Below are 18,259 nucleotides of genomic sequence, written 5' to 3' on the forward strand. Positions count from 1 at the left end.
GTCATTCCAATGGGATAGGCTATACGAGAAAGAAATGGCCTATTGCGAAATATCCCGTATTCTTTGAGCATAGGTTCATGAGAGAACGCACATTCAGGGGGCGCTGCGCGTGAATATGGACGTTAAGAGATCAACGGAAGGCGAATCCGGTCTGAGCAGTCTTCAGGCGGAAGTCGCACATAAAATGGTCTCGCTCATATCCGCTGCTCGCTGGAATATCGGCGACCGGCTGTCGGATGCCGCCATTGCAAAAGAACTTCGCGTATCGCGGTCGCCCGTGCGTCAGGTGCTCAATCTTCTTGTACAGCAAGGTATTGTCAGCCAGACGCCCAATCGCGGATATCAGTTGCATCGCATCCCAGAGCCGGACGAACTCAATGACAATCTGCTGCCGCCATCGGAGGCGGAAGAGCTTTACCGGCGTCTGATGAGCGCGCGCGCCTCTGGCGCTGTTGGCGACGAAGTATCGGAAGCTGAACTGGCCGATCAGCTGGGTGCAACGCGTGGCGCAGTCCGCCGGGCTTTGATGCGCTTTGCCACCGAAGGTCTCGCAGAGCGTCTTCCGGGCCATGGTTGGCGCTTTGCCGAGTCGCTCGATAATGAGCGTGCGGTCAATGAAAGCTACGCCTTCCGTTTGGTGATCGAATGCGGTGCACTTTCGCAACCCGACTACGCGCCTGATCTCAGCCAGTTGACAGCCCTGCAACGCGAACAGAATGAAATAGCGGTTCTACCCATCCAAAGCCTCACACGTGATCTTTGGTTCAACGCCAATGCAAACTTTCACGAAACTATTGTTTCATGGGCGAATAATCGCTTTTTTACACAATCAGTCCGCTGGCAGAACCATCTACGCCGCATGACGGAATATTCCGACTTTGATCGTCTGGGTGAAGAGCGTATTCGCAAGGCTTGCAAAGATCATTTAGGCATACTCGAAGCCATTGAAAACAAGGATTTCGAGTTTGCTGCAGCGTTACTAAAACGCCATATCAGCCGCTCGGGTGCGGAGGATGTTTAATGGCCGCGTAATGCATGAATCGTTCAGGCTAGTTGTTTGATCCCAGCGTTTGATGGTGCGATATTTTCCACAAAATGGAAGGAGGCTGTGTCGCAAAATTTTGATCAGATTAAAGGCGGGCGTATCTCCGGACGCAATTATGCTGCGAGCTCCGCAAAGAGCTCGAATGGCGAGCGATTGTCATTTGCAAATTGCTTCTTGCGGATCATATGTGCGACTTCAATGCCCACGATTGTTGCTGATGCGCTGTGAAACGCGTTGGAGCCCATCATCGGTTTGGTGACCCGCTTGATGAACAGATGATCTTGTTCAAGAATATTATTGAGATATTTGACCTGAAGAATTTCAATCATTTTGCTTGAACCGGTGATCTTCAGAATGTTGTTAACAGCCTGCGCTCCCGCTGGATTGGCTCCACTTTTATCAATGATTATTTTGTTTGGAACGCCATTGCTTGAAATGGTTTTCTCCAAAAACGCCTTGCAGCGCCGAGATTTCGCCGTTCAGAGAGCATGAAATCGAGCGTTTGACCGTCACGATCAACAGCCCGATACAGATAGGTCCATTTCCCTTTGAGCTTTATATAGGTCTCGTCAACACGCCAGGAGCCAAGCGTTGGCCGTTTACGTCTTTGTGCTTCAGCCGCGATCTGGGGGGCGTAACGAACCACCCAGCGGTTCAGTGTTGCATGGTCCATGTCGACACCCCGCTCAGCCATGATCTCCTCAAGGTCACGATAGGAAACCGAATATCGGACGTAAAAGAAAACGGCAGAAAGCATCACACTTTTGGGGAAATGAGCTCCTTGGAAATCAATCGCCATCCCCGCTCTCCTCACTCAATGATGCCTCGCAGCGTAAAATAGCTCAGAAAAAATGAACCTTTTGCGACAGAGCCCCATGCCATTGTCCTCAATAACTGCGGCCATTCTTTCTCGGACGAGGCTGATATTGTCGAGCACATTACCCGGATGATTGCTGGCTATCTGCGCACTGAACCAATACCTATCCGTGTTATTTTGAAAGAAGCGGCCTGATTCTAATTGTTTAAAGGCTGAACTCGAACAAAACGCCTTCATCGGATGACAAATGACATTTGGATGAAAGGATTATTATTATCAAAGGTAAACGCTATTTTCTTTGGCAAGCAGTTGATCAGGATGGCTTCACGTTAGAGGTTTTAGTCCAGAAATGCCATACTCCAAGCGCTTCATGCGCAAACGAGCGATAGGCCTTAACGTTTGCGATCATCACCAGCATAAAGGTCTGAACAACCGGTCAGAGACTTCACATCAGCCGATCCGACGACGCGAGCGGGTTATGCAGCGCTTTAAATCGGCGCGACATGTGCATAAAAGAGCAAGTTAGGTCGGCACGCACGTTAAAGTAACGGTGCCTAACGGAGCATTTCGTGCGATCATGCTTGATTAGGCGGGAATCCATGCTCTTTGGCGAGAAAAGCTATAGCGTAGGTCAACAATAGCAACGTCAACACCGACCATGAGAGCCATGTGACATCTGTATGTTGGAGCAATACCCCACCCACAAGTCCGCCCCCCGCAATCGCAAGGTTCCAGGCGGTAACTATCATAGATTGCGCCACATCCGACGATTCATATGCTGTGTTTGCTGCGGCTGTTTGGAACAGAGTGGCAGCTCCGCCGAAAGCCAGCCCCCACATTACTGTCGCCGACCATACTAGACTCTGCACATTACCCCATATGCTAAGCATAAGTGCTGCAATACTGAAAAGTAAAATGCTTGCTAAGACGAGCTCACGCAGCCATCGGCCGATGAAATAGCCAACAATGCAGATTCCAACAACTGCCATTATTCCAAATAAGAGCAAAATAATTTCAAGCTTAGAAGCCAGTCCCGAAGGCCCGACAAGCGGACCAATATAGGTGTAAAGAATATTATGAGCGAGAACGAATAATAGAGTTACAAGCAACACTGACTTGATACCATCAATTGACAATGTTCCAAATATAGACGTCTTATCCCTAGTAGTCGTTCCAGGATAGTTCGGTACCTTTATAAATACCAAAAAAATCAATGCTATAGTAAGAACCATCATCAATAAAAACGTCGTTCTCCACCCAATGAAGGAACCGATCATAGTGCCCGCGGGGATGCCTAATGATAAAGCGAGTGGAGTACCAACCATAGCAACAGCAATTGCACGACCTCGCAATTGTTCTGAAACCATTCGTGCTGCATATCCTGCCAGCATCGCCCAAAGAAGCCCAGCACAAATTCCCGCAAATAGGCGGGCTAGCAGCATAATGCTATAACTTCCTGTGATCGCCGTCATGCTATTGGCTATGGCAAAGCCTGAAATAGCGCAAAGCAGTACCGGTTTTCGCGGAAAATGCTGCGTGAGCGTGGTCAACGGAATAGCTGCTATAAGTGAGCCGACAGCATATACTGTAATGAGCTGGCCAATCGCAGAGGGACTGGCACTAAGTTCCCTACTCATTAAAGGAAGAAGACCAGCAGGCAAGGCTTCCGTCAGGATTGTTATGAAGCCTGCCATAGCGAGGGTGAGCAAAGCAGCCATCGGCAATCTGGTTTCATCATTACCTTCAACGCGATCTTGATTTTCTAAAATTAAGCTGGGCATTGTAATTAGCCGCGAAGCCCAAGTTTCGGTAAAACCAAATCGTGCACTTGATAGGTATGGAATTCACTTTTTGAGACGGTATCTAACTTACGAAACTTTTCGACGAAGACAGGATCGGAGAAGAACTCATCCACATTGTCTGCGCCCTGAATAGCTTCAATATTAACAACTGTGAGCCCATCCGTACTTTTGGCGAGATTGCTCCACAGGAAACCAAGTTTTCTCTCCGCCACATAATGAACTACATCCTGAATGATTTGAAATGCTTCATCCTGCTTGCCTGGAAAAGCATGAATAACATTGACGATGAATGTGGTTGGAACTGGCGACGACGTAAATCCGGCAGAAGGCTTCATATCCATTGTAAACTTCCTTGAAAAGATGAGTCATTCATCTTGCGACACACTGGATATCGCCTTCCAAATAAGTGATAAATAATCTTCTATTCTCATAAGACAGGAATTTATTTCCGTAATAGAGAGTTCTATGGATAAGCTCGCAACCTTGAAGATATTCGTTCAAACAGCTGAAAGCGGTAGCTTTGTCGCGGCCTCCCAACGCATGGGGCTTACCAGTTCGGCAATAGGCAAAGCAGTGGCGCGCCTTGAGCATGATGTCGGAGTTTCTCTATTTCATCGCTCGACCCGCAGCATGACGCTGACGGAAGAAGGGAGTTTCTTTCTCGATACTTGTAAAAGAATATTATCGGAACTTGATGCCGCAGAAGCACAACTCTCCCGGTCGCACAGCACACCATGCGGTCTGTTACGTGTAAGCTTTCCGCTGACCGGAATGCTACTCATGCCAACCATTTCTGCATTTATGAAGGCCTATCCTGCAATCGATCTTGACCTCGATTTCACCGATCGGCTGGTTGATGTGATAGAGGAAGGGTTTGATGCCGTTGTGCGCACGGGCGAAGTTCGGGATACGCGGCTGATGAACCGCAAACTGGGAACGTTCAAACATCGGGTTGTCGCATCACCCGACTATCTGAAACAACAAGGTACGCCACGTTTACCAAAGGATCTACTGCAGCATAGGTGTATGCATCACCGCTATGCTAATTCGGGAAAACTGGAACCTTGGCCTCTCATTGCAGATCAAACAGAGACCCGCATGATATTGCCGATAACGACCGTTGCCAGTACTTTGGAGCCGCTTATCCACCTCGCAGAAAACGGCTTTGGCATCACGTGTTTGCCTAGTTTCGCAGTTAAACAGCAGATTGCAGAAGGCAAACTTGTTCCGATACTCGATGAATATCTTGCGGAAACAGGTATCTTCCGAGCTCTATGGCCGACGAACCGATATTTATCTCCTAAAGTCCGTGTATTTGTCGACTTCATGGTTGCAAATCTGTTCGCGACGGGAGGCACCCAGCTCTAAATCACGCTAACTCAAGTCTCTCCGCACCAACGCTTCATTGACATCAGGGACTGCGTTGATAAGCATTTTCGTGTAGGCATGTGTTGGGTTTTCAAAAATATCTTCAACCTCCCCCTGCTCTACAAGAACACCATGACGCAATATCCCAACACGATCAGCCATCTGTCTCACAACTGCAAGGTTATGGCTTATCAGCAGGTAAGTAAGATTAAATTCCGCCTGTAACGTCGTCATTAAGTCGAGAACCTGAGCCTGCACCGAAACATCAAGTGCAGATGTGGGTTCATCGCAAATAATAAAACGGGGGCGGCTGGCAAGTGCTCGTGCGATTGCAATGCGTTGCCTTTGTCCGCCAGAAAACTCATGCGGATAGCGCCGCAAAGAGTCCTGAGGTAACCTTACCTTATCCAATAAATCGCTCACGAGGGCCTTAACAGCGGAAGGGTCACGTTCAAGCTTCAAGCGTCGGACAGGCTCTGCAATAATATCGCCGACACGCCAGTGAGGGTTGAGGCTGGCATATGGATCCTGAAATATCATCTGCACCGCACCGTTATGATCGAGAGAAGCTCCATCAGAACGTTCTTTACCATCAACTTTGATCAACCCCTCTCCAATTGGTAAGAGACCGGCAACAACCCGCGCAATTGTCGATTTACCGGAGCCGGATTCACCCACAAGTGCATAGGTTTCACCTTCTCGAATATGAAATGAGACATTGTTCACAGCACGAAGATTATTCTGCCTTTCCTCGCGCTTCCAGAAGAAAAAGCCGCGACTTCCAACACGAAAATCGTGCGCAAGGTTTTCAACGCGCAACATCTCCTTGGTTGATGATTGTGGAGGTTTGCGGAGGTTTTTCTGGTGAATAGAGGGCGTGGCTGCGATCAATCCGCGGGTATATTCTTCACGCGGTGTCTGGATCACATCACGGACGGATCCGGCCTCCACAGCTCGACCGTGATGAAGCACCAAAACACGATCGGCAATCTCCGCAATGACGCCCATGTCATGCGTAATAAGCAAAACAGCCAAGCCACGTTCAACGCAAAGTTTTTTAAGAAGCGCAACAATCTGAGCCTGAACCGAAACATCGAGAGCCGAGGTCGGCTCATCAGCAATAAGCAGTTCCGGGTTGGCGGCAATTGCCAGAGCAATAACAACGCGCTGGCGCATACCACCAGAAAACTCATGCGGATAAGCATCAAGTCGTCGCTCAGCCTCCAGGATTCCAACCTCTGTCAGAAGCTCAATTGCCCGTTTACGCGCAGCCGACTGGGAAAGGGGAAGATGACGGCGTATCGTCTCGATTAATTGCCGGCCAATCGTGTAAAGTGGGTTGAGACTTGAAAGGGGATCCTGAAAGACAGTTCCTATTTTTTTACCACGTAAAGCTGCTAATTCTTTATCCGGCAAATTATCAATACGCTGTCCCTTGAGATGAATTTCACCACCGGCAACATATCCGGGAGCGTCAAGCAGACGTGTTATCGCCGAACCGGTCATTGATTTTCCTGCGCCTGACTCTCCAATCATTCCAAGCACTTCACCGGCATGGATATCGAAAGACACATTATTAACGGCATGGAATACATAGCCATCCGCAGGGAAGTCCACTTTCAGATTGCGTACGGTTAATATGGGAGTTCCCTCTTTGCTCGACGCATCATGCATTAGCGTTGCCCCAGCTTTTTCGGATTGAGAAAATCGCGTAGCCGGTCACCAAGCAAATTTATGGACAAAGCAAGCAGAACCAACGTGACCGCAGGAAAGAAGAAGATCCACCATTCGCCTGAAAACAAAAACTGCTGTCCATTGCGAATGAGTGTACCCAATGATGGGCGTGTGGGCGGAACCCCTACCCCAAGATAAGACAGTGTTGCTTCTTCCAGTATCGCCAGAGCCAGCCCCAATGTTGCCACGACGAGCGTTGGGCCGAGCAAGTTGGGCAAAATATGCGTAAGCAACAAACGAAGAGGGCGAACACCAATCAGCCTTGCAGCTGCGACATAGTCCTTACGCCGCTCAACCAGGACTGCACCTCGAACTATACGCGCAAATTGTGGCCAATTCGAAAGACCAATTGCGAAAATCAGGAGCCACACAGCAGCTGCCTCCTGATGCGCGGAAGGAACCAACCCTTGCGCAAGGCCAAAAATTAGAAGTGCAATCAGTATTGTAGGGAATGTCAATTGAGTGTCGGCTATGCGCATGATGATCGTATCGAGCAGCCCACCTGCATATCCGCTGATAAGTCCGGCGCTGACACCGATTAACAATGATACAAAGGTTGCAGACACAGCCACCAGCAAAGAAACACGGCTTCCATAAAGAATAGAGGAAAATATATCGCGGCCCTGATGATCCGTCCCCATCAGAAATGTGTTGCCTGTAAACGCACTGGGCTGCAAAGGCGCACTCAAACCGTCCATAAGATTCAGCGTTGCCGGATCAAAGGGTGAATATGGTGCTATCAAAGGGGCAAATACTGCGCCCAATACCAGTATTGCAGCAAAAAATGCGGCAATTGTAGCAACCAGTGGTAACCGTTTGGAGTACGATTTAACCCCGGCCGAACGGCGATGATGGGCCATTTCTACAGAAAAAGGCGTATCTGTCATATTACGCTCCCGTCTTGATACGGTCGAAACGAAGACGCGGATCAACAGAAAAATAAAGAAGATCAACCACGAGATTGATGCTGACAAAAAGCAGAGATATGAAAACCAGATATGCAGCCATAACGGGCACATCGACGGCCTGTACGGAGTTGATAAAGAGCGAACCCACGCCCGGCCACTGAAACACCGTCTCCGTCACAATAGCAAAAGCGATGACTGAACCAAGTTGTAGTCCGACCACTGTTATCACCGGAACGAGGGTATTTTTCAGCGCATGTCCGAAATAGATACTCCGGCTGGAAAGACCACGCGCTTTTGCAAAACGGATATAATCCTGCCGCAAAACATCAAGCATTTCCGACCGGATCAAACGCATGAGCAGGGTAGTTTGAAACAGGGACAAAGTGATTGCCGGCAATATCAAAGAGCGCAAACCTGATGTTGTCAAAAAACCGGTGGTCCACCAGTTACCAAGCTCGATAACCTGCCCTCTTCCAAAGGAGGGCAGCCAGCCCAACTCGACGGAAAATAGATAGATCAGCCCCACTCCGATCAGGAATGTTGGCAACGAAACTCCAATGAGTGACGATGTCATTATGAATGCAGTCAAGCGCGATTTAGGGCGTAATGCGGCGTAGACACCCAGAATGCCGCCCCCGATAAGAGCTATGATTGAAGAGGTTATTGCCAGCTCAATTGTAGCGGGCAGTTTCTCTATGATCATTCGGGTGACTGGTTCCTGCTGTTTGTATGACAGGCCAAAGTCGCCCGCCAGACCACGCTGTATGAAAGACAAAAATTGCAGATAGACAGGTTTATCCAGTCCCAGACGTTCTTTCAGTTCCAGCCGTTCCTCTAGCCGTGTCTCCTGACTGGCTATTGATTCCAGTGGGTCGCCGACAAATCGAATAACAGCAAAAGCGATTAGTGCTACCGTGAGCATGACACCCGCAGATTGAAAAATGCGCCTGATGATAAAACTGGTCATATATTCAGCCTGAACTGTACTGCCACCTTGTGGCTGTTATTCATGATTTTGCTCTTTCGCCCGCGTATACGAGGGCGAAAGCAGTGATTAATTGCTTACTTGTTGATCGTTGCTTGTCCGATCTTGGGCGAATTATCAGGCTGATGTTCGAGATTAAACTTATCGCGCACCGCCCACGCTCCAACCTGATTGTGAAGCGGCAGATAAAGGTGCTCCGCTTTCACGAGTTTCCATAGCTCATCAATGGTTGCATCACGCTTGGCTGGGTCTATTTCAGCCCCCAATGACTCAATTTTCTGGTCAACGTCTGCATTGGAATAGCCGGTCGCATTATAGGCACCATAACGTCCCTGTCGTGTGTGCACCAAATCGTTGAAGTTATAGGCACTGTCGAAGGTCGGTACTCCCCAACCAAAAAGATAGAAATCTGTCTTTTGATCAACAATTAAAGGCGAGTGTTGTGCATAGGGTCGTGACGCCAAATTTACCTTTACACCTATGCGGCCAAGAAACCCTACAACTGCCTGTGCTATGGCTTCATCATTGACATATCGATTGTTCGGGGTGTCGAGAGTAATGGTAAAGCCCTGCGGATAACCTGCTTCAGTCAAAAGCGCTTTTGCTTTTTCGACATCAGGCTTTGAATAGCTGTCGAGTTCCTGCGTCCAGCCATGAACAAATGGCGGAACGATGATACCGGTTGGCACTGAGTTGCCGCGAAGGACAACTGTCTTGATGGCATCGCGGTCTATTGCAAGATCAAAGGCCTCGCGCACCCGAACATCGCTGAGTGGATTTTTATCCTTGACGTCAGAAGAGGCAAGCGGTGCATCATCAACCCGGTAGCCAAGGAAAATGGAGCGGTTTTCGGGGCCAACCGAGACGTTGATCCCAGGTGTATTTCGTAGCCGATCAATATCCTGCACGGGTACTTCATGCAGAAAATCCACCTCACCGGAAAGAAGCGCTGCAACGCGTGTCGCATTGTCGGCAATTGGCGTATAGACAATTTCCGTTATTTCAGGCTTCTTTTCCGCCCAATGGGCTGGGTTGGCATCAAGCACGGTTCGAACCCCCACCTCACGGGACTTGAGCGTATATGGACCCGTACCGTTGGTGTTTTTTACCGCATAATTGTCCTTACCGGCTGCAATATCCTGAACGTCTTTAACGTCATGCTTTTCCGCCCAATCCTTATCAAGAATGTAGGTTCCAGTCAGATTATTGGGATAGATTGCATTGGGAGCACGCAGCTTTACCTCGACCGTATTGTCGTCAACAGCCGTAACTTTTTCCACGTCTGCATGAAGCTGACGAAGATTGGATTTATCTGATCGCGCCCGATCAAGTGTAAAAACAACATCTTCAGCAGAGAAATCCGCACCGTCGTGGAATTTGACATCCTTACGCAGTTTAAAGACCCAAGTGGTCGGGTCACCCTCTTTCAAGCTCCATTCAGTCGCCAGGCGCGGCACCAGCTTGCCTTCGGCATCACGCCATAGAAGGCTTTCGTAAATATGGTTGAGGATCGCATGTGTGACGCCGTCATTCTGTGCATGAGGATCCAGCGTTAAGGCATCGGCAGCTCTGGTCCAGCGCAACGTGTCGGCGTTACTAAACTGCGTGGAGGAAGCAATAATCAGTGTAGCCGACAAAAGGCTTAGTATAGTTGATCGCAATTAGAGACCCTCTCATCCATGAAAAACTAGTTAGAGTTTTTCACAGGAAAGGGACTTGACGCACGCATCAATTAACTAAAATTTTCTACATGATAAAAATATTCTTCTTATAATTTCCTGTATATGCTCTCCCCACAATCTCACAGCCCTCAAGACTATCTTTATTCGCTCCACTGCAAAACAGCCGCATTATGTAATGGGTAAATTCTAACTATGTTTACACCGCCACCGATGGGCAACCCAGATTGATCGGATGGAACCCACTCTTCTCTGCTCGATACACTTAATCAGTGCACCGCAGCATACATAATGTCTTTCTCAGTGACTGTAAGGGGTGAGAATTCTTCGACAATGCGTCCCTGACGACAAACCAGAATACGATCTGACAGGGCCAGAATTTCCGGCAAATAAGATGAGATTACGATAACAGCCAGTCCCTGATCTGCGAGACCTTCAATCAGACTGTGAATTTCCGCAATCGCGCCCACATCAACGCCTCGCGTCGGCTCATCGAAGATAATGAGTTTGGGCTTCTGCACAAGCGCCTTGCTGATGACAACCTTTTGCTGATTGCCGCCTGAAAGTTCAATAACCTGTGCCTTTGAATCAATACTTCTGATGGCGAGCTTACTTCGCCATGCGTCGGCAAGCGCCCTCATTTCCTTATAGCTGACAACAGGCAGCCGCTCCAAACCAGCAGCGAGAAGTCCGGCATAAAGGTTTTCAGCGATGGACATGGTCTCAAAGAAACCGTCAATTTTACGGTCTTCGGTGACATAAACAATCCCGTCCCGCACGGCCTCGCGCGGCGTTGTGTAGCGCACGGGCTGTCCGCGATATTCAATAGTTCCGCCACGCAGAAAATTGCGTTTGAAAACTCCGGCGATGATCTTGGCCGTCTCTGTTCTGCCAGAACCAACAAGCCCAAAAATACCGGTCGCCTGCCCCTCGAAAACTGAGAACGATGTATTGCGCACCATCGCTCCCATAGACACATCTTCGACAGAAAGGATGCGTGGACCAGCAGAACGAATAGCTCTGCGGGGCTGGGAACCCTCGACAGAAGCACGGCCGATCATCGCCTCAACGATCTTCGCCTGATCCAGATGAGCCGTTTTTTCTGTCATCACCTTTTCACCGTCACGCATGATAGTGATGCGGTCTGATATAAGCAGAGCTTCTTCGAGAGCATGACTGATGAAAACGATGGTTACGCCGCGTTTTTTCAATCGCCGGACAAGTGCGAAGAAGTGTTTTCGCTCTTCAGGTGTCAAGGTCGCCGTTGGTTCATCAAAAATGATGATCCTGGCATTCAGCCGCACTGCGCGCGCAATCTCCACCATCTGACGCTTTGCAGCACCAAGCGTAGAAACATTGGCCGTGGGATCAACAGTAAAATTGAGCGATTGTAAGAATTGCTGTGCAGCAATGGTGATACCGCGCAAACGGTTGAATGCTTTCTCGTCACCGAGATAGAGATTTTGGGCAACAGTCATCGAGGGCACAAGGCTCGTTTCCTGAAACACCATAGCGATACCATGTTGCAAGGCATCAGCCGGGCCTGAAAACTGTATTTCCTTTCCATTCAGAACAAGCTTGCCTGAACTCGGCTCCACAACACCGGCAAGCAGTTTGCTCAGCGTAGACTTTCCGGCTCCATTTTCACCCAGCAGTGCATGCACCTCACCCGGGTGAAGGTCGAAATCAACCGCATTCACGGCGACATTCCCGTGATATGACTTCGTAATCGCTTTGGTTTCCAGCAGAACTGTCATTGTCCATCACCTTTACCAAGTTCGATAATCAGATCAGCTCCCTTCACGGTTGCAAGCACCGACGAGCCGGTATCCAGTATCGACGTTAATCCGTGACGGTTTCCGTCAGAGCGACTATGGAAACTTTCCTCGGGCAGGCACTGACTGTCGAGTCGGACCGCCAGACCGTATGAACGCGATGGCGCCCAGGGTTTGTGCACCCCCATCGTGCGCACCGATCCGCATTGCAATGGCGCAAGAAAGTCGGAGCCAGAAGACAGTGCGGGCGCAATCCAGTATTCGCGCTCAATTGTTGCAAGCATATCGTGACGAAAAGTCTTTTCCTGCAATACAAACTCGATCAGGCGATTTCTGGGTGCAAAGACAGATAGCCAGAAACCACCATTGCGCGCAGGGGACAGTCTGCCCGGATAACCCGGAATTCTGGTCAGAACCGGCATTATACCCTTTGTGGCATCTATGCGAATAATGCGGTGTGCAAAAGCCTCACTAAAGTAAATCGAGCCATCACGGTCAACCTGAACACCCGATGGCCATGCAAGCCTCTCAGCCAGAAGAGTTGCTTTTCCGGAAGCAATATCAAGCGACCAAACAGACCCGGTCGCCTGTTTGTTCATGAGTGCGACAACCCAGTCAGACGGCGCATATGTGGCAGAACCCACTGTCACAACGATGGTCGTTGCGTCGATTACTGATACAGCCGTTGGACAACGAAGGACGTTGGAACCAAGACGGTCGAAGGACTTACCGTCATGTGTGCCACCGTGCACAAGCAGTTTTCCGTTATCGAGCGCGACAATCAGAGCGTCATCGGAAAGCGCCGCCAGCGCGGAAATATCGGCATCGTAGTCGGCAATCTTCTCCGTTGTCGCGCCAGTGATTTTGAACACTGAAGCACCGGACGAAAAGACAGGCTTGCCCGACCAAAGAACGAGATTATCTGGCACTTCATGCGCATGAAGGACCGGGGCATCATCCAGCGCAGTATTTGGTTTGTAGGCACCATCATAGGGTGGGATCGTAATGGCCTTGCCACGGAATGGATCAAGAAGGCGGTCAATGAAACTCATTTTGCCTCTCCCCAATAGGAATTCCAGCCCGTCCATTCAGGATCAGCTCCGTCAATTCGGATACGGCCAATCCGGTTATTGAGGATACCGCCAATATAGAGAAAGCCTTTGTGCTCGCGCATGGACGTCACCATAGGGTGACTTGCGCCACCAAGATCGCCCAAGGTTGCAACGATGGTGCCGGATTCATCAAATTTCACGACGCCGCCCGTGTTAATATTGGGAAACAGCCACTCATCCTGCGGAAGACGCCGGGTCATGCGTTTGCGCATACCGGGATTACGCAACGCAAGATCGAAGCTTGGTGTGCGCATGCCCAGCCATGCCATCCAGTAGGTGCCATCGGAGGCACGATTGATATTATCCGGATAGCCGGGCATGTCCCTGATAACTGTTTCAAGCGTGCCCGCCTTTGGTCCCTCAATCCAGTAACGGTGAACTGAGCACGCCCACGACTCTGCCAAGAGCAGCGACTGTCCATCATGGGATATGCAAACGCCGTTGGAATAGCGGAGATTTTTAAGAACTGTCCGCGTTTTGCCAGTTTTTGGATCATAGACCAACAAACGCCCGGTGGGTCGGCTCTCAATGGAATCCAGAACCCAGTCATGTGCATCATAACGGGTAGTGGAATCGGTAAACCAGACCCGACCGTGGCGGTCTATGTCACAATCATTCGGATCACGCAGTCGCGCATCGTCGATGACGGAAAAAAAGGATCGCCGTGTCTCCGTTGATAATTCACTGACCGTGCCATCCTGTGCAACAGAATACAAACCCATCGCACCCACGCAAGATTTGATCGATCCGTCACGGTCGATAGCCAGCCCCAGCGGAAATCCGCCAATATGGGCAAATATCTCTGAGCGTTTATAATCCGGTGCAAAATAGCGGACGATTTCGCCATGCCGGGTGCCCGCATAAAGATTATCCTCGCGGTCCAGAACCACATCTTCCGGACCTTCGACTTCACCAATACCGATGGCTTCAGCACTGGCCAGTGAATTGTTGAGCGCGTATGGCGTTCCCGATCCGGGAACCGCTGACAAAGCCGTCTGCATCCGGTGATGCACGGGTGCCACGTAAACTTCAGATACGACCTTGTGGCGGTTCTTAAGCCAGCGAACATCAAACACGATTGCAAGCGCCAACAACAATCCGAGGATCATCTGATTGGTCCCCGTTCCCGCGCCCATGCGGATCAATCCGTTATTGATGAGCAGAACGGCAACGGCACCCATAAAGCCCTTGGCAATGGAACCACGACCGCCACCAAGGCTGTTCCCACCGACAACGGCTGCTGTCAATGCCAGCAGTTCCAGTCCAAGACCGGTTCCTGGCCCGACCCCGGACAACCGAGCCGCGAAAAGATAGCCGGCGATGCCACATGCACCTCCGCACACCACATAAGTCAGGAAAACCGTTCGCCGCACCGGAATGCCAATATTAAATGCAGAACGACGAGCGCCACCAACGGCGCTGATGTGCCAGCCAATGCGTGATCGTGTGATAATCAGATGAGCGAGTACTGTAAAAATCAGAGCGATCAACGCACTCACAGGCACTCCCCATAAGGTGCCCATACCCATCCAGTCAAAGCTATCAGAATAGACCGCAGAACTTTGTATCTGTCTGCCGTAATGAATGATCAGAATATCGTAAATTGAACGACCGATAATGAGCGTAACAAGTGTTGTGAGAAATGCGCGCAGACGCAGATAGCCAATGAGAAAGCCGTTGAACGCGCCAAACAAGGCCCCTACGCTGACCGCAGCAATAAAGGCCAGCCAGACAGGCCCTTCTCCAATATAAATGACGCAGAGTGTGGTAAAAGCTGCAAGAGCAAAAATAGACCCTACCGACAGATCAATCCCGCCTCCGATGATAACCACCGTAAGCCCGATCACGACAATTAGAAACTCTCCAAGCTGCCGGGATGTATCAAGAAGACTGCCTGCGGTAAAAAAGCCCGGAACGAGCGCGCCAAAAATACCGATGACAGCGATCAGAAAGACAAACGGAACCAGATTGTCAGCCCAGTTTTTAACCAGAATTTCTCCGGCGAGATGATCCGGGATTCTGTTATATCGAAACCGCGCTAGCGCTTCTCTCATTTTCATTCGATGTTTCCGGCTTTCCGAAATGCGATACCTGTCATCCAGTCCCCGCCGCTGGAGCGGGGACGTGTAAGAAAATTGGGAAAGCACAGCGCTCACGGCGACCGTACTTTCCATAATGACGTCTTTAAGTCTTCGCTGCTTCGATTGCTTTCTGGCTCCAGCAGACGCCGGGCGCCAGATCAGCCTTCGTACGCGCGCGTTCAAGCGTGTAAAGGTAGCGGGCCTTGTCACCAGGCTTTTCATTGCCCTGCAACAGAAGCTTTATCGCAGTTACAACGTCGTGCGACTGACGAACCAGCTCACTGGTGACAATGGCGCCGAAAGTGCCATCTTCCAGCAGGTTACAGTCGATCTGCTCGCCCCCGCCGGTGGTCACCAGAAACACCTTGTCTTGAAGACCGGCATCACGAATGGCAGCAGCGGTTCCCTGCGCGGTCGCATCCCAGAAATCGATAATACCGCACACATCAGGATTCTGCTGCAACAGAGTTGTGGCTGCATTGCGTGCGGTGGTTGGATCCCAGTTGGAATCAGGCTGGCCAACGACTTTGAATTCAGGGTTCTTCTCGAGAACAGCCTGCACGCCAGCCCATTGATCGAGGCTGGATGCATTAACCTGATCGCCCTGTATGACGCCGATCTTCTTGCTGGAATTTGGCCCGCAGCCTTTGATAACCGCTTCTGCTTCCAGCTCTCCAAGCTTCTTCCAGTCCGAGCCAGCAAAGACGTCCGACGCATAGTTTGATGGATTATCGAGCTGGATAACAAAAATGCCAGCATCCTGTGCCCGCTTATAAAGGCGGCTGTAGGAGTTGATGTCCGGGGACTGTACAATCAGCACATCAGGCTTGTTCGCCGACGAAATCAAATCGGTAATCGCCTGCGCACCTGCGTCCACGCTCCAATTCGGATCACGCGTTTCCCAGATACCACCGAAAGCCTTGACTTCTTCGCCAATAAAATGGTTCCAGCCCTGAGCGAGATCGAAGCCCATTGTCATTGGCACCAGCACAACGCGCTTGCCCTTGAGCGCATTTTCATAGGCTGCTGGACCAGGATTACCCGCATCCTGCGCAGAGCTTGTGAAGGCTCCCACAGCGAACATCATGGTCGCAGACACAGCGGCCAATAAACCACGCTTCCATAATTTCATTTTCCAACCCTCTTTTCGATGGACCGCCAGGCGCGCCCTTAGTTACAAATGTCAGATATCGCCCTGCTGACTGGTTTGTTCATCACGTGGGTTGAGACGCCCATCAAGAATGATTGCAGCCAGCAAAATTGTTGCTTTGATCAGGTTCTGATAGATATTGGGAAGGTCGAGGATGGTCATGCCGTTGAGCAGAATGCCAATCAACAGAGCACCAACCAGAACATTGCGCATTCCGCCTTTGCCGCCGGAAAGGCCTATGCCGCCAATCACCACGACCAGAATGACATCATAAAGCAACGTTGAATTCACGATGCGGGTATTCATGCTTTGCAGGCTGACAGCCGTAGCAACTCCTGCAATCCATGCCAGCAAGGCACTGACGACATATTTGAGCAGTGTCAGCGGACGTACACCGATGCCCATGGTTCGCGCGGCCTGATAGTTATCGCCCATCAGGTAAAGGAACCGTCCCGGCTTTGTATATCGGAGAAACAGCCAGCCTATGAGCAGCATACCAAGAAAAAGCAGCACATCGAGTGGAAGCCCCAAAAGCCGCGCCTGCCCCAGAGAAAGCAGCGTCAACGCATCCTGCGGAATGGCAATCACATCCTGCTTCAATATCTGTGAACGAACAAAGCCAAAAACAAATGCGCTTGTGGCAAGCGTCGCAAAAAGCGCCGGAACACTGGCATAGGCGATCAGAAAACCGTTGACCAGACCGATAGCCACAACAACCAGAAAGACGATTGAACTCGCCGCCAGCAAACTCCAGCCGGAATGCAGCAATTCAAGCTGCAGCGCTGTCGCTATCACCATCACAGCAACCATGGATAGATCGATACCGCGACCGATAACCACCAGCCCCATCCCAATAGCCAGAATGCCCAGCACGGATATGCTGCGTATAATTGCGATAAGATTTCCCGTTGCCCTGAAACCATCAAGGCTCACGGCAAATCCTGCAAACAATGCGAAAGCCAGGATCAGAACAATCTTTTCCTGACTAACCGATTTAAAAAAGCCAGATGATCGCGACAATCAGGGCAACCTTTCACATGCTGAAACAGTCGTTTCAGCCCGTTAGTCAGCGCCCCATCGGGCTGCAACATTCGCGGTAATTGAAACGCTTTCCGGATCATCAATAGCCGGTCCACGCTGTTGCTTGCAGGCAGCCTTTTCTATCTTGAAGCCAAAATGAGAACAATTTTTTGCCAAACAGCGTCGTCAAGGAAACATGTCTTGAACCGCATTATCGGCCACAGAAACAAAGTTGAAATTATCCGGCTCAACTGGTCACATCAAATTCAGGGTCAACAGGAATAGACAAGGCGGTAACAATCCGATTGGTCTCTGATGCCATTCCAATAACAGCAAGGAGATCGCCGTACTGAGCATCCGTCATTCCCTTGGCGCGCGCTGCGGCCGTGTGGGAATGGATGCAATAATTGCAACCGCTGGCAACCGACACTGCAATATAAATCAGTTCTTTTGTCAGAGGATCCAGTGCAGACGGCGCTACCATCACTTCTTTCAGACTTTGCCACGTCCGTTCGAGGGTGAGAGGATCATTCGCCAATCCCCGCCAAAAATTATTGATGAAGTCTGATCCCCGAACCGCCTTTATGTCATCGAATACGGCTTTGACGCGGGGGGATTTCTCTGCATCCATGTCGGTCCAGAGCTTTACTGTCGCCATTTCATCACCTTGAATTACTTCCATCATCGCTAGACGTTATAGCAAACAGACAACGCCGCCCAAAATAAGAATTTCTCTTCAGGCAAAGTAAATCATGGCGGGTTCACCACCCTGCATGGAATAAC

Annotated in this window: 14 protein-coding genes and 2 pseudogenes; 3 read left to right on the forward strand and 13 right to left on the reverse strand. The window is 50.2% G+C overall.

Translation table 11 applies throughout. The features are described 5' to 3' along the window. Positions 1-115: 115 nt before the first annotated feature. Entirely contained in the window at positions 116-1,021 is a 906-nt protein-coding gene (locus H5024_RS19845; protein WP_187548924.1) for a GntR family transcriptional regulator, read from the forward strand. Between the two features lie 137 nt (positions 1,022-1,158). Here the strand turns inward: H5024_RS19845 and H5024_RS19850 are convergent. Continuing rightward, a pseudogene (locus H5024_RS19850) lies at positions 1,159-1,844 on the reverse strand (IS6 family transposase). A 260-nt stretch (positions 1,845-2,104) separates the two neighbouring features. On the opposite strand from H5024_RS19850, the pseudogene H5024_RS21415 reads away from it, so the two are divergent. Further along, positions 2,105-2,376: pseudogene (locus H5024_RS21415) on the forward strand (DDE-type integrase/transposase/recombinase); the annotation flags it as partial. A gap of 61 nt (positions 2,377-2,437) precedes the next feature. Here H5024_RS21415 and H5024_RS19855 read toward each other — a convergent pair. Both H5024_RS19855 and H5024_RS19860 read right to left on the reverse strand, forming a co-directional pair. Further along, positions 2,438-3,643 carry an MFS transporter gene (locus tag H5024_RS19855; protein WP_247875404.1) on the reverse strand — a complete coding sequence of 402 codons (1,206 nt, stop codon included), beginning with the start codon at positions 3,641-3,643 and terminating at the stop codon, positions 2,438-2,440. Positions 3,644-3,648: 5 nt separating this feature from the next. After that, positions 3,649-4,005 (reverse strand): antibiotic biosynthesis monooxygenase, encoded by a 357-nt coding sequence (locus tag H5024_RS19860; RefSeq protein WP_187548925.1) that lies wholly within the window; start codon positions 4,003-4,005, stop codon positions 3,649-3,651. Positions 4,006-4,129: 124 nt separating this feature from the next. On the opposite strand from H5024_RS19860, the gene H5024_RS19865 reads away from it, so the two are divergent. After that, complete coding sequence (locus H5024_RS19865) at positions 4,130-5,032, forward strand: LysR family transcriptional regulator (RefSeq protein ID WP_187548926.1); 903 nt, start codon at positions 4,130-4,132, stop codon at positions 5,030-5,032. Positions 5,033-5,038: 6 nt separating this feature from the next. On the opposite strand, the gene H5024_RS19870 is transcribed toward H5024_RS19865, so the two are convergent. The 10 genes from H5024_RS19870 to H5024_RS19915 form a co-directional block, all read right to left on the reverse strand. Continuing rightward, positions 5,039-6,706 (reverse strand): ABC transporter ATP-binding protein, encoded by a 1,668-nt coding sequence (locus tag H5024_RS19870; RefSeq protein ID WP_187548927.1) that lies wholly within the window; start codon positions 6,704-6,706, stop codon positions 5,039-5,041. Next, positions 6,706-7,653, reverse strand: a complete 948-nt coding sequence (locus tag H5024_RS19875; RefSeq protein ID WP_187548928.1) for an ABC transporter permease — start codon at positions 7,651-7,653, stop codon at positions 6,706-6,708. Before H5024_RS19875 ends, H5024_RS19870 begins: the two co-directional genes overlap by 1 nt. Position 7,654: 1 nt before the next feature. Then, positions 7,655-8,641, reverse strand: coding sequence for an ABC transporter permease (locus tag H5024_RS19880; protein WP_187548929.1), 987 nt, complete (start codon positions 8,639-8,641; stop codon positions 7,655-7,657). Between the two features lie 95 nt (positions 8,642-8,736). Beyond that, positions 8,737-10,320, reverse strand: coding sequence for an ABC transporter substrate-binding protein (locus H5024_RS19885; protein ID WP_187548930.1), 1,584 nt, complete (start codon positions 10,318-10,320; stop codon positions 8,737-8,739). 287 nt (positions 10,321-10,607) lie between these two features. Then, positions 10,608-12,095 carry a sugar ABC transporter ATP-binding protein gene (locus tag H5024_RS19890; RefSeq protein WP_187548931.1) on the reverse strand — a complete coding sequence of 496 codons (1,488 nt, stop codon included), beginning with the start codon at positions 12,093-12,095 and terminating at the stop codon, positions 10,608-10,610. Then, positions 12,092-13,165, reverse strand: coding sequence for a hypothetical protein (locus H5024_RS19895; RefSeq protein ID WP_187548932.1), 1,074 nt, complete (start codon positions 13,163-13,165; stop codon positions 12,092-12,094). Before H5024_RS19895 ends, H5024_RS19890 begins: the two co-directional genes overlap by 4 nt. Further along, positions 13,162-15,285 (reverse strand): SMP-30/gluconolactonase/LRE family protein, encoded by a 2,124-nt coding sequence (locus H5024_RS19900; protein WP_187548933.1) that lies wholly within the window; start codon positions 15,283-15,285, stop codon positions 13,162-13,164. The genes H5024_RS19895 and H5024_RS19900 overlap by 4 nt, the downstream gene beginning before the upstream one ends. A gap of 124 nt (positions 15,286-15,409) precedes the next feature. After that, complete coding sequence (locus tag H5024_RS19905) at positions 15,410-16,438, reverse strand: sugar ABC transporter substrate-binding protein (protein WP_187548934.1); 1,029 nt, start codon at positions 16,436-16,438, stop codon at positions 15,410-15,412. A 51-nt stretch (positions 16,439-16,489) separates the two neighbouring features. Continuing rightward, positions 16,490-17,476: an ABC transporter permease gene (locus tag H5024_RS19910; RefSeq protein WP_187548935.1), complete on the reverse strand. Its 987-nt coding sequence runs from the start codon at positions 17,474-17,476 to the stop codon at positions 16,490-16,492. Positions 17,477-17,723: 247 nt separating this feature from the next. Beyond that, entirely contained in the window at positions 17,724-18,134 is a 411-nt protein-coding gene (locus H5024_RS19915; protein WP_187548936.1) for a carboxymuconolactone decarboxylase family protein, read from the reverse strand. Positions 18,135-18,259: the final 125 nt, after the last annotated feature.

This window comes from Ochrobactrum sp. Marseille-Q0166, from assembly GCF_014397025.1.
Taxonomy (GTDB): Bacteria; Pseudomonadota; Alphaproteobacteria; order Rhizobiales; family Rhizobiaceae; genus Brucella.